This is a genomic window from Colwellia sp. 75C3, from assembly GCF_002836255.1.
GTDB lineage: Bacteria > Pseudomonadota > Gammaproteobacteria > Enterobacterales > Alteromonadaceae > Colwellia.
In genome coordinates this window covers 52,401-65,283 of sequence record NZ_PJAU01000060.1, presented here as the reverse complement: position 1 = coordinate 65,283, position 12,883 = coordinate 52,401, and the positions used below count along the sequence as shown (strand labels likewise).

Annotated in this window: 10 protein-coding genes; 5 read left to right on the top strand and 5 right to left on the bottom strand. The window is 36.9% G+C overall.

Translation table 11 applies throughout. From position 1 onward, the window contains the following. The first annotated feature begins 184 nt into the window (after nucleotides 1–184). Complete coding sequence (locus CXF85_RS19660; RefSeq protein WP_101230348.1) at nucleotides 185–1,483, top strand: lytic murein transglycosylase; 1,299 nt, start codon at nucleotides 185–187, stop codon at nucleotides 1,481–1,483. A gap of 46 nt (nucleotides 1,484–1,529) precedes the next feature. On the opposite strand, the gene CXF85_RS19655 is transcribed toward CXF85_RS19660, so the two are convergent. From CXF85_RS19655 to CXF85_RS19645, 3 genes are all read right to left on the bottom strand, one after another. Next, on the bottom strand, nucleotides 1,530–2,744 hold the full coding sequence (locus tag CXF85_RS19655; RefSeq protein ID WP_101230347.1) for a DEAD/DEAH box helicase: 1,215 nt from the start codon (nucleotides 2,742–2,744) through the stop codon (nucleotides 1,530–1,532). A gap of 627 nt (nucleotides 2,745–3,371) precedes the next feature. Continuing rightward, nucleotides 3,372–4,400 (bottom strand): tryptophan--tRNA ligase, encoded by a 1,029-nt coding sequence (trpS, locus tag CXF85_RS19650; RefSeq protein WP_101230346.1) that lies wholly within the window; start codon nucleotides 4,398–4,400, stop codon nucleotides 3,372–3,374. Nucleotides 4,401–4,961: 561 nt separating this feature from the next. Then, the gene (locus CXF85_RS19645; protein WP_101230345.1) at nucleotides 4,962–5,738 is read right to left on the bottom strand and encodes a Crp/Fnr family transcriptional regulator; all 777 of its coding nucleotides are present in this window, start codon (nucleotides 5,736–5,738) and stop codon (nucleotides 4,962–4,964) included. 280 nt (nucleotides 5,739–6,018) lie between these two features. Here CXF85_RS19645 and dnaK point away from each other — a divergent pair, with 280 nt between their 5' ends. Together dnaK and CXF85_RS19635 are read left to right on the top strand one after the other, a co-directional pair. Further along, nucleotides 6,019–7,932: a molecular chaperone DnaK gene (gene dnaK, locus CXF85_RS19640; RefSeq protein WP_101230344.1), complete on the top strand. Its 1,914-nt coding sequence runs from the start codon at nucleotides 6,019–6,021 to the stop codon at nucleotides 7,930–7,932. A gap of 412 nt (nucleotides 7,933–8,344) precedes the next feature. Further along, nucleotides 8,345–9,376 (top strand): hypothetical protein, encoded by a 1,032-nt coding sequence (locus tag CXF85_RS19635; protein ID WP_232771276.1) that lies wholly within the window; start codon nucleotides 8,345–8,347, stop codon nucleotides 9,374–9,376. A 109-nt stretch (nucleotides 9,377–9,485) separates the two neighbouring features. Here the strand turns inward: CXF85_RS19635 and CXF85_RS19630 are convergent, their stop codons facing one another. After that, nucleotides 9,486–9,872 carry a carboxymuconolactone decarboxylase family protein gene (locus CXF85_RS19630; RefSeq protein WP_101230342.1) on the bottom strand — a complete coding sequence of 129 codons (387 nt, stop codon included), beginning with the start codon at nucleotides 9,870–9,872 and terminating at the stop codon, nucleotides 9,486–9,488. Between the two features lie 220 nt (nucleotides 9,873–10,092). Here CXF85_RS19630 and CXF85_RS19625 point away from each other — a divergent pair, with 220 nt between their 5' ends. Both CXF85_RS19625 and CXF85_RS19620 read left to right on the top strand, forming a co-directional pair. After that, the gene (locus tag CXF85_RS19625; protein ID WP_101230341.1) at nucleotides 10,093–10,797 is read left to right on the top strand and encodes a VC0807 family protein; all 705 of its coding nucleotides are present in this window, start codon (nucleotides 10,093–10,095) and stop codon (nucleotides 10,795–10,797) included. Nucleotides 10,798–11,022: 225 nt separating this feature from the next. Next, complete coding sequence (locus CXF85_RS19620) at nucleotides 11,023–12,081, top strand: endonuclease/exonuclease/phosphatase family protein (RefSeq protein WP_101230340.1); 1,059 nt, start codon at nucleotides 11,023–11,025, stop codon at nucleotides 12,079–12,081. 115 nt (nucleotides 12,082–12,196) lie between these two features. Here CXF85_RS19620 and CXF85_RS19615 read toward each other — a convergent pair whose 3' ends face one another. Continuing rightward, complete coding sequence (locus CXF85_RS19615; protein WP_101230339.1) at nucleotides 12,197–12,814, bottom strand: DUF5610 domain-containing protein; 618 nt, start codon at nucleotides 12,812–12,814, stop codon at nucleotides 12,197–12,199. Nucleotides 12,815–12,883 lie beyond the last annotated feature (69 nt).

Genomic DNA, 12,883 nt, shown 5'->3' with positions numbered 1-12,883 from the left:
ATGAAAAGGGAATCACTACTCCCTCCCTTTCAATCCTGCCCCTCCTAAATTCCCTAATGTAAAAACACTTTATTTCAATGAAAACGATGATTAATGACTATTATCAAGGTAAAATTTAAAGATGGCATTACTCTTTTATGCTTTTCTCTTTTCAGCTTTAATTTTAGTCAAGGAATACTCATTCATGCACTCTTCAGATAATATTGTTAAACAAAGTCATACATTTTTTAGCGTTAAAAAATTAATTATGCTCTGCTCATTTCTCCCTATTATTGCTAACGCCGCCGTTGCGAATCCGATCATTGCCGACCAAGACTTTGCCCAATGTAAGGTTAATTTAGTGGAACGCGCTGAAAAATCGGGGTTTTCTTCTTATATCACTGAAACGGTTATTGGTGAACTTTCCCCGATAAAGCGCGTAATTGCGTTAGATAAAAAACAACCTGAATTCACCCAGACTTTTGAGCAATATATTAAAGCGAGAGTTAGCGATTATCATGTCCGAGTAGGTAAGAAAAAATTAATAAAAAATAAAAAACTGTTTGATACCTTAGAAGAAAAATATGGCGTGCCACGTCAATACTTAGTGTCTTTTTGGGGATTAGAAACCGTTTTTGGTAAACACAAAGGTAAAATGTCGGTACTTAACTCTTTAGCGACTTTAGCTTGTGATGAACGCCGTAGTGAGTTTTTCACCCTAGAATTATTAAACTTGTTCACTTTAATAGAAACAAGACAGGTTTCTGTTGAACAGCTACAGGGCTCATGGGCTGGTGCCATGGGGCATATGCAATTTATGCCAACAGCATTCTTAAAGTATGCGATTGATGGTGATAATGATGGCAAAGTAGATATTTGGAAAAGTGAGGTTGATGCCTTAACAACAGCAGCTAATTACCTAAATAAAATCGATTGGCAAGCTAAAGAACGCTGGGGCAGAGAAGTAAAGTTACCCGAAAACTTCGCCTTTGAGAAGGTTGTTTTTGACCAATATTATCCACTTAATTATTTTAAGGAACTAGGGGTTAAAAAAACGAATAACCAATCATTATCGTCTTATGATATTCAAGCAGAACTTTATTTACCGTCAGGCCATAAAGGCCCTGCTTTCTTACTCTACCCTAACTTTAATGTGATTATGACCTGGAACCTGTCGAAAAGTTATGCGTTATCAGTCGGCCTATTAGCCAATAAGTTAGTTGGCGCTAAAGGCCTTGAGTTTTTACAACAAGAACAAACTAAAGTAACACCTTATAGTGTTGTACAAATGAAAAACCTACAAAGCCAACTTAACGCATTAGGATTTGAAACAGGCGAGCCTGATGGTATTTGGGGGCCTAAAAGTAGAGATGCCATTCGCTCATTTCAACTACAGCATCAACTTATTGCCGATGGATACCCAAATAAAGAAGTTTTTTCAACTATTACCTTAGTGCTGAGTGAGGCCAAGTTTATTAAGCAAAGCAGCAATCAAGAGAGTTGACTGTTGCTTAGCTGAAAACCTTTAGTTGGCTAATTTATGCCTGACCTTATTTCCTTTTTGTTCTTGTTCTATTTGTTTTTTTAACCTGTTTCTTTTTCTTGTCTTGTATAGGCGCTTTTGAAAACTCTTTATGGAAAGGTTGTTCTGTAACCACCGGAATGACTTGCCCTATGCTATTTTCAATATTAATTAATTGCCTTATATCATTTTCTACAGCAAATGAAATGGCCATACCACTTTTCCCGGCACGAGCTGTTCGTCCTATGCGGTGTATGTAGTTTCTTGGATCTTCAGGAAGGTTATAGTTTATGACTAACGTAATATTATCAACATCAATTCCACGAGCTGCAACATCAGTTGCCACTAAGACTCTTAGACTAGAATCTTTAAAGTTTTGTAACGCTTCCTCCCTAACAGCCTGTGTTTTACCACTGTGAAGGCTAGCGGCAGTTATTGATGCTTTTTCTAGTGCCTTAACAATGATGTCAGCGCCATACTTTGTTTTACAAAAGATAAGGACTTTTTCATATTCAGGCTTTTCCAATATATTAAATAGCAAAGGTACTTTATTCGATTTATCAAGGTGGTAAACGCTTTGATTAACCAAGTCGATAGTAACCGTTTCAGCAGTAATTTGAATTTTTGTTGGATTCGTTAATATCGCTTCTGCAAGTACTTCTATTTCAGCGGGCATAGTAGCTGAAAACAATAGTGTTTGTCGGCTCTTTGGCAGTTTAGATATGATGCTTTGAACATCATTAAAGAATCCCATATCAAGCATTGTATCGGCTTCATCTAACACAAATACTTCTAACGCCTTAAAATTAATATCTCCCGTTTCAATTAAATCCAATAACCTTCCAGGGGTGGCCACTAAAATATCAAGTCCAAGCGCGATAGAATCAACTTGAGCTTGTCTTCCTACACCACCATAAACAACCTTAGTTTTAAGCCCTACACCATCAGAGTAGTCATCAATGTTTTGCATTATTTGAGAGGCAAGCTCTCTCGTGGGCGTCAGTATGAGCGAACGCGTGCTCTTAGCTTTGATATCAATTTTATTTCGTCCAAAATTATTGATAATAGGTAATGAAAAGGCCGCTGTTTTTCCTGTCCCTGTTTGCGCTATACCAAGAAGATCATTGCCATTAATAAGCGCTGGGATACATTCTTTTTGGATCGGTGTAGGCTGTTTATAGCCTTTCAGAGTAAGACGGTCAATAATTGACTCTAAAAGTGAAAATTCTTTAAATTCTGACATGCTGGCTCGGTATTCTTTAATCAATAGCCTAGTATTCTAACAGAATGCTTAAACATATTTAAGACGTATTCGGAATGACTGTTTTTTAAAGGGGTGAGATAATGACCAAATAGATGTATTGACTGTAAGCCTATAGAGCAAAGATTGTAGATTCGATATACCTTCGACCTGAGGTCAACTTTCGTATTAAAGTGACCACTTGGTACGGTAATGTCACTGCTTAAATACGACCGTTCAGATCGTTTTAATTCCTATAAAAACAGGCCTTGTTGAGGGGGCACGCACATTTATATATTAACGGCATTAAAATACAGCGATTGTATGAATTAGATATTCACCTACCAGCTAAAACTTTAAAGACTGGGTAAATACAGTATCTGTAACATTGAATAACCATGGTCATATGTATTGGACTATTCATAAAAAGAAAGTTGTTTCAACACTATATATTGATAGTAGTTTACCTGAAGAAATTAAACATAAACTTGAAAGCTTTCCCATTAATCATAAAACCTGACTGTTAAACCATCATTAACACTATCTCACTTTGTGCCCCATTGCGAGATAGAGAAATCTATAAGTTCAGGTAACTCATTGCCCTTTTTTATATGCTGAGTATGTTTACTTTTACAAATTAAATAAATTAAGGCCAAATGCTCGTTTGACATTATTTAAAACTTGATTTGATTCTTCTTGAGATTTTTGGCTACCAATTCGAAGAATATCTATCAATTGAGCTTTATCTGATATGAATATTTCCCTACGCTCTCTCAATGGTTTTAATAAATCTTGTAAGCACTCCTCTAGAATTCTTTTGGTTGTTCCATCACCTAGCCCACCTTTTTGATATCTAGCCTTCAAATCATTGATATAAGATGGATCAGAGTGAAATGCATCTAAGTAAGTAAAAACAACATTACCACTAATTTGACCTGGGTCTTCTACGTTTAAATGTTTAGGGTCGGTATACATAGATTTTACTGCTTTCGAGATGTCTTTTTCACTAGAACTTAAAAGAATACAGTTACCCATAGATTTAGACATTTTACTTTTACCATCAGAACTCGGCAAACGAGGTACTTTACTTAATAATGGGCGACACTCCACTAGGATATCATCCTGTGCGATATGATTTAATTTTCTAACGATCTCATTTGTCTGTTCAATCATTGGTAATTGATCATCACCAACAGGAATTAAAGTTCCTTTGAACGCAGTAATATCAGCGGCTTGGCTAATCGGGTATGTCAAAAATCCTGTTGGGATCGAACTACCGAATGATTTGCTTGCTATTTCATTTTTTACAGTTGGATTTCTCTGTAATCTAGCGACAGAAACTAAATTTGAGTAATACATTGTTAATTCAGACAGCGCAGGAATGGCCGACTGTAAACAAATAGTTGTTTTTGATGGATCAATGCCGACAGCCAAATAATCAGCGACTACATTTAAAATATTGGAAGATACTTTATGCGGATTGTGACCGTTATCAGTTAAGCCTTGTAAATCAGCGACCAAAATGGTTTGCTCATGCTCATGTTGCAATTTTACTCGCTGCTGAAGCGATCCAACAAAATGCCCGAGATGAAGTTGACCTGTTGCTCTATCGCCAGTTAATACTTTTTCTTTTTTAGTGTTGTGTATTGGGTTTTTCATAATATGACTCTTGATTAATATTGCTATCGGAGACATAAATTATGATATTCATAAACGGTCTTCCGACAGCTTTGAATAGGTATGATTCATCGCCGCTCTATAAAATAGAACGCCACCATGAAATTGAAATGAAGTTGAATGTAGTGTTTGTTTGCATATTTTAAGACTATCACTCAAAAAAAATAAATTCAATATAATTTAAAAGAGCATCGGTTCCATTAATTTTGAGTCAAAGAGATCATTTTCCTAAACCGCTTTGTGCTCCTTTACGCCATAGGGATGTCAAATTATTATCTACTGTATGATCATAAAACTGACCGTTTTTTTATGCTACTAAAACAAGTTAAGTATTCAAATTTAATTTGTCATTACGGTCAACTATCGTATCTGAGTGATCATTAGATGGAGTGGTTTTAACAGTTAAATTAGGTCTTTTTTGTGACAGTAGTTATCCCTCAGATTAAGCCAACGAGCCTGCTTTAGCGAAACTGTCATAATCTCAAAATTGATGTTTAAGATCGTTTGGTGGTCCGCTCAATGTAATTATTAATTATCAAACGGCTAACGTTTAGACAAAGGCGCATTAGCTAAATCTTGCGTGTATTTTGCTTCTTTTTCTAATGCTTCTAAATCTTTAATAATCAGCTGATTTCTCTTTTTATCAATGATGTCTTCTTTTTTCCAGTGCTGTAATTGTTTATTAATAACTTGTCTCACTGAACCCGTCATCCGCGCCAAAGTTTCATCGTTTAAACCATTCACTAAATGATGCTGATGCTCTTCTTCTTTAGTGCCGGTATAAAACTTAATTTTATTAATATGTTCTAAAATAATGCGGCTTAACCGTGTAGTCACATCGTGTAAAATTAGGCTGCTTGCCTGTTGTTCTTTTTCACGCATTTTTTGGGCTATGTAAGGCATGAATTGTTGGTTAAACTCTGGGTATGTCCACAACCAATGTCGCATAGTTGACAGTTGAACTGATAGTAATTTTACCCTTGTTAAGGGCGAAATTATAACCTCGTGCGGTTGATCATCTAATAACACCATCAAATCGAAACAATCGCCAGCGTAAAGCATATCTAATGTGGTTTCTCTGCCCGTATCAGGATTACTTTGTTTAATTTCTAAATTGCCTTCTATCACGACAAAAAAGCGTTTGGTTAATATCTCTGAATTAATGTAATCGCCTTGGTGCCATTCATTAAGCTGAAACTCTTGTTGGAAGTCTTCAATTAATTTCACTGGTAAATCGGCAAAAATATTAGCTTGCTTTACTAACACAGGACTTAATACTGGATTGGCTTTTTGAGGTAAATCAGTAACATTTTTATGCATAAATAAAATGATGATGGCCGTAACGTAAACGCGTATTTTAATTCTACCCCGTTGTGACTATTTAGCAAAAACTAATGTTAGTTTTTAATCACTTCACTTTAACCACTCCATTAATCTACTGATTTTGTTTAATTTCAATAATTAAAAGAGTAAATAATAAAAACTTATGCCGAGTGTCATAATTATGACAGTAGCATTTCCTGCCATTACGTATCATAGCCTTATTAAATATTTCATTAGATTCTTCATTAAATTTTTAATTAAGGAAAGGGTAATTATTATGACTAAGATTATTGGTATTGATTTAGGAACAACAAACTCATGTGTAGCGGTTATGGAAGGTGGCGTTGCAAAAATCATTGAAAATTCTGAAGGTAGCCGTACAACACCATCCATTGTTGCGTATGCAAACAATGAAACTTTAGCGGGTCAACCAGCAAAAAGACAATCAGTGACAAACGCGAGCAATACATTATTTGCTATTAAACGATTGATTGGTCGTAAGTTTGACGATAAAGAGGTGCAAAAAGATATTAAGTTAGCGCCATATAAAATTGTAAAAGCAGACAATGGCGATGCATGGGTTGAAGTTAATGGTAAAGCATTGTCCCCACAAGAAGTATCAGCGCAACTTTTACGTAAATTGAAAAAAGATGCTGAAGACTATTTAGGTGAAACGGTGACCGAAGCAGTTATTACCGTACCAGCCTATTTTAACGACTCACAGCGTCAAGCTACTAAAGATGCTGGTAAAATTGCAGGGCTTAATGTTAAGCGTATTATTAATGAACCCACCGCCGCAGCACTGGCGTATGGCGTTGATAAAAATAATAAAGCCGATCAAAAAGTCGTGGTTTACGATTTAGGTGGCGGTACCTTTGATGTTTCCATTATTGAAATATCCAATGTAGACGACGAAAAGCAATTCGAAGTATTAGCCACCAATGGTGATACCTTTTTAGGAGGGGAAGATTTTGATTTACGCCTAATTAATTACCTTGCGGATGAGTTCAAGAAAGAAAGTGGTATTGATGTTCACCAAGACCCATTAGCTTTACAACGCATTAAAGAAGCAGCTGAAAAAGCTAAGATAGAGTTGTCATCTGCACTTCAAACAGAAGTAAACTTACCCTACGTTACCGCTGATGCCAGTGGTCCTAAACACTTAAATGTAAAAGTTACTCGAGCGAAATTAGAGTCATTAGTTGATGATTTAGTAAAAAGTACCATAGCCCCTTGTGAACAAGCATTAAAAGATGCTGGTTTAAGTAAAGCGGATATTTGCGAGGTAATTTTGGTGGGTGGTCAAACACGTATGCCAAAAGTGCAAGAAGCCGTTAAAACTTTCTTTGCTAAAGAGCCACGTAAAGATGTAAACCCCGATGAAGCTGTTGCCATGGGTGCAGCAATTCAAGCAGGAGTATTGTCAGGGTCAGTGAATGATGTGTTATTACTTGATGTAACGCCATTATCCTTAGGTATTGAAACCTTAGGTGGTGTAATGACTAAGCTCATTGAGAAAAATACCACCATACCGACACGTGCGTCTGAAACCTTCTCAACGGCTGAAGATAATCAAGCCGCAGTAACCGTGCATGTATTGCAGGGGCAACGTGAAATGGCGTCAAATAATAAATCATTGGGGCAATTTAACTTAACGGATATTAACCCTGGTCCACGTGGTTCGGTACAAGTTGAAGTCACCTTTGATATTGATGCTAATGGTATTTTAAATGTGTCAGCGAAAGACAAAGCATCAGGCAAGGAGCAAAGCATTAAAATCACTGCATCAAGTGGTTTAACAGAAGATGAAATTAATCGCATGGTGAATGATGCTGAACTACACGCGGATGAAGACAAACAAAAGCGTGAGTTAGTTGAGCAATGTAACCAAGCAGATCAATTAATTCATACGGTACAAACGTCAATGACCAGTTTAAGCGATGATCAGAAAACTGAGCTAAATACATTAATTGAGCAGTTAAAAATGGTTGTTAATGGCAGTGATAAAGCAGCCATTGAAATGCGACAAAATGCTTTGCAAGAAGCTTACAGTAAAATTATGCAGGCTGAGCAATCACAAACTCATGGTGAACAACATCAAGCAGGTCAGCAGCAAGGCAAGGCTGCTAATGATGGAGCTAACAACGAAGATGTCATTGATGCTGAATTTGAGGAGGTAAGTAACGGTTAATCATAAATAATTTCTGAGCAGTTAGTTGATATTTTTATTAACGAAGCTGCTCTTTTCTTCTAAAGAAAAAAATTAAAATAAAGCCCCTACTATTTATTATTAGGGGTTTTTATTGATCTTATGGTTTGTGACTAAACATGATGATTGGGATGAATACCCTAAATGGTTATTTGACTGTAAAGAACTATCACCGATTATATTGGTACCGATAACTGCTTGTTCACCATAAAATGAGAGGCAAGATAAGTGATTTTCCTTGCCTAATGACCACTGTTAATTCTAAAACAGACATAACTATTGCCTAGATCAAAAATCGCGTTTATTATTCTCATACTTCTTGATATAACTATAATAACATCGATTTTTTAGTGAGTTAACTATCGTACTAATAAAATATACCCTGCTGACATTCTTGCTACTGTGGTGCGCAATAGCCATTGCTGTACCGACTTCAGACTGGAAACAAGTCATTCGCGATACCCCTTACACTTTTAGCAAAGGGGCGTCCCATAATTTAGCCGAGTTACGCAGCTGGGTATTACTGTCGAATGGTTATTGCGAGTCCCCTGATCGGCATGTGTTTTTTGATCAACGAGGTCGATTCTTAACCTGGATGGATAATGAAGATACGGGTATAGAAACACAGGAAAAGTTAAATAGAATTCGTTTGCAATTACACAGGAATAATAAGGTTAATCGATGGATTGAAGGTAGTGTTTCTACCGTAGGTTACCCTTTTGCTTTGAGTTGTGATCAACCATGGGTCGACATTCGAGGAGCTATTGCTCGAGTAAAAGGCACCGCGCCGGAATCGAAAGTCTGGGGTACTTGGGACGGAGTTAAGGCTGGCACAGAGTCAAATCCTATTAGTTTGGAGGCATTGGTCAAGTTAATGTATCAACACCGCAGTTCGAAACTAGCTGAGCCAATAGATACATTGTCATTGAGATTATTTATCGGCCAGTTAATTATTGAAAGCGGAGCCAAAAAAAATGTTCGTTCAAGTCAAAATGCTTTGGGTATGCTGCAGTTAAAGCCCGAGGTTCTTAATGACTGTGGTATTGAAAAGCGCTTCTATCAACATCGTATGGCGCAGGTAGATTGTGCTGTACGTTTATATGTAATGATTAAAAGAAATCTTCAACCGGTATTTTTATCGGTATTTGGGCATCTTGATAAGAAAAAACAACAAGCACTTTTCGATATACTCTTAGTTCAGTCTTACCACTCAGGCATTGGCGCGATGACAAAATTACTGACGGACATCGATATGGGAAAAGCTGCCAGATACTTTGCTGAACACGAGCAAGAGTTCTCTGCTGAAGATATTGCTACGGGTATGATATTTCATAACTTGGGTCGCCAACCTTGGGGTTGGGAGTCACTCTATTATGTACTGGATATTATGATAGTGTCTAAATCCATATCCGCGCACAAAAAATAATTCAAGGCTGATAAACATTAAGCGCCATAACAACCCAAGCTAGCTTAGTGGTAGGTGATTGCTGATTGCTAAGCTAAAACATTATTCGAAGTTACATTGAACAGAGAGTCTATTCCCAAGTATCAATAACTTCTCTAGCAGCTCTCATCGCCTCAATTGCCGCGGGAAAGCCACAATAAACGCTAGCATGCAGAATCACTGCTCTTATCTCTTCTTTAGTTACACCGTTACGTAATGCACCACGAATATGGCCTTTCAATTCATTAGGCGCTTTTAAGGCTATCAACATAGAAATAGTCACTAAACTTCGCGTATCTTTGGGTAAATCATCTCGACTCCACGTACTTCCCCAGGCATTTTCCATCACTAAATCCTGCAATGGTTGATCAAATTCATTGGCGTTAGTTAACGCGCGGTCAACAAATTCATCACTCATTACTTCTCGACGAACTTTCTCTCCATTTAGATAACTCTCATTCTGCTTTTTTGTGGTCATGCTTATCGCCAATATAATCAAGATGCTTTAATATTAAAAAAAATGGTGAGCAATAAACAGAACAAACAATGAATTGCTAATATAAGCAACGGTGATATTTGGTCGTGAATAAAAGAAAGCTGTTACAAAAAAACTCCTTATTCATCTATGTCAGCTTTGTGATCTAATTACAGATCAAATATACTGCCGCATCTCCTTTATTCCTTAGTATGAAAGTATCGTGTCAACTCAAACAAAAGCTAAACGCCCTAACAATACCTTTTTAGAACTCATTTATAACATTGCCATTCCGTCGATTATTTTAATGAAATTATCGGGGGACGAATATTTAGGCTCTATGTACGCGCTAATTGTCGCCTTATTATTTCCTATCGGTTATGGCTTGTATGACTTTATTAAAAACAAGTCGGTCAACTTTATTTCCTTACTTGGATTTTTAAGTACTTTTTTAACCGGCGGCATTGGTTTATTTGAGTTGGATGTAGAATGGCTGGCAATTAAAGAAGCAGCAATTCCATTAGCTATAGGGTTAGTGGTACTAATATCTGGTTTCTGGGGTAAACCCTTAATAGCCAAGATTTTGTTAAATCCGCTTATATTTAATTTAGATTTAATCTATGAAACCTTATTTAACAAAGGTAAAACAGATGAGTTTAAAGCTAAGATTCAACGGGCAAATCACCTTTTATCGGTAACCTTTATTTTTTCTGCAACGATGAATTATCTATTAGCTAAGTGGATTGTAGTTAGCCCAGCAGGTACAACACAGTTTAATGAACAGCTTGGTGAAATGACGCTATTGAGCTATCCCGTCATTGCCATACCTTCAACGATAATGTTGATGGCTATCATGTTTTATGTGGTCAAAAGTGTGATGAAGTTAACGAATTTAAAACTAGAACAAGTATTAAACGCTGAAAAATAACAGGCAAATGACCACTGATATTTGCTAATACATCAGCACATTCATTACTGATTTTAAATTTGATAACTTTACTAAACGATGAGGTATAATTAACCTTCATCGTTTAGTAGAGCTATCATCATCAACCATCCTGACAATAAAGATAAAACAGAAATAAATCAAACCTCCTCATCTGTACCAAATGTAGTTGTCGAAAATTTACAGCTTAAAATTGCTACCTTCAATCTGTTTAACTATCTTGAACCACCTAATGCTTATTATGAGTTTGAGCGCATTTATAGTGCTGAGCAATGGCAGAAGAAACAAAATTGGATTAGCGATTACTTACGCGAATATCAGCCTGACATTATCGGGTTTCAAGAAGTGTTTAGTCCTGAGTCATTAAAAGAATTAGTGACTGCGCAAGGTTATCATTATTTTGAAGTGGTTGATCAGCCAGAGATAATTGATGATTTTATTTATAAACGCCCTGTTGTTGCCATCGCCTCTCGTTACCCTATTGTTGATACTCAAGCGGTAAAACCAAACATTGAACTAGCTGTAACACTAGGTTTATCCGAAGATTTTTCTTTTAGCCGAAAAATACTAAGAGCGACCATTGATATACCTCACATGGGTCACTGTGATTGTTATGTTGTGCACTTTAAATCTAAACGTTCCATGATTGAACTTGATGAGAAAAATAATAATTGGTCGCCAGAAAAAACGATCATTGAAAGTCTAAAAGCAAATGTGGCAGGTGGTTGGGGCTCAACGATTAAACGTGGCAGTGAAGCAACGTTATTAATGATTGATATGATTGAACGACGTGAGACTACTGGCCATCCGATGGTACTCATGGGTGATTTTAATAATACCTTAGCTGATGGTGTATTAAGTCATTTACTAACAAACACTTTACGTTTTGTTTCCGGTATTGACCGTGATGCTTATCTTGCTAAGTACTGTTTAAATGACTCTTGGGATTTATTTCAAGCAGCACGCTCTAATGAAGGTAATGGCGTGACTGAAAATTATGACGTTGATGAAGCTGATACAGCTAATCTAGAAGCAATCCAAAAAATAGCACAGACTCGTACCCCAACCCATTATTTTGGCGCGGGTAGCTCGGTGCTCGATTACATTTTATTGTCATGTGAGTTTGATGCCAGTTATCACGATAGCCTCTATCAAGTCAGCGCTTATGATACTTATGACCGCCATTTAATTAACCCTATTTTTGACCGTGATGGTGAAAGTACCGATCATGGCATTGTATTAGTGACCTTCACATTAAGATCATAATGATGAGCAGCAGCTGATCGTTTATTTGAGCTGATGAACTCAATAACTACTGTTGGGTTTTCTATTTTGATCTGCGCGGGTTATTAGCCCAACTGGGAAAGAAGACCCCACTAAACTATTTGTCTTCTGTCTCACTTAAAGAATCGACAAAAGATTGTAGTCCTTCTTGAACTAACGCATAGGTTTTATCAATAGTAGAAGTGACCTCTCCTTCTAATACTTTTAAACCTCCAAGAATATCCTTAGCTTCACCAAAACCTTGATCTATACCGCCACTAATAATTTTAACAAAAGCAGTTAACGATTCCTCTTCACCCATTTCCGGGTGCTGTTCTCGAAAAGACCCCAGAAACTGTGTACTAAAAGAAACAATACGCTCGGCCGTCGCTTCAGGACTGAAATCAACCCCCGACTCATAAGCATCTTCAACACTGCTTTCAACTCCTCCTGCTTTTAGCGCTTCGTTTATCCCTTGCAAGGCAGTTTTTAACAGTAACGACAGTGGCTGGTCGCCAACTGTATTATTGAATTTCAGCGAAGACTCTATAATGGCAGCATTAAGTTGTTTTTTATTACTGACATAAATAGACTCTTGTACCTCTCCCGTTTTTTTCTCGTGGGCAAGCTCCGATACTTGCTGTCCCATGGGACCGTTCTCTTTTTTATCCGGCGCTTGAGCGTATGCTCTAACATTTTGGTTAAATGTAGCATTCGGTGTAATTGGTGAGCTCATAATATCTACCTCTGTTTATCAAAGCGTATATAAAAAGTATCGGCACTGTGAAGTATAACTTAAGTTTCT

Excerpts from the sequence above, each read along its gene's own strand:
- dnaK (WP_101230344.1), top strand. The coding sequence starts at position 6,019 with ATGACTAAGATTATTGGTATTGATTTAGGAACAACAAACTCATGTGTA.
- CXF85_RS19660 (WP_101230348.1), top strand. The coding sequence starts at position 185 with ATGCACTCTTCAGATAATATTGTTAAACAAAGTCATACATTTTTTAGC.
- CXF85_RS19645 (WP_101230345.1), bottom strand. The coding sequence starts at position 5,738 with ATGCATAAAAATGTTACTGATTTACCTCAAAAAGCCAATCCAGTATTA.
- CXF85_RS19655 (WP_101230347.1), bottom strand. The coding sequence starts at position 2,744 with ATGTCAGAATTTAAAGAATTTTCACTTTTAGAGTCAATTATTGACCGT.
- CXF85_RS19630 (WP_101230342.1), bottom strand. The coding sequence starts at position 9,872 with ATGACCACAAAAAAGCAGAATGAGAGTTATCTAAATGGAGAGAAAGTT.
- trpS (WP_101230346.1), bottom strand. The coding sequence starts at position 4,400 with ATGAAAAACCCAATACACAACACTAAAAAAGAAAAAGTATTAACTGGC.
- CXF85_RS19615 (WP_101230339.1), bottom strand. The coding sequence starts at position 12,814 with ATGAGCTCACCAATTACACCGAATGCTACATTTAACCAAAATGTTAGA.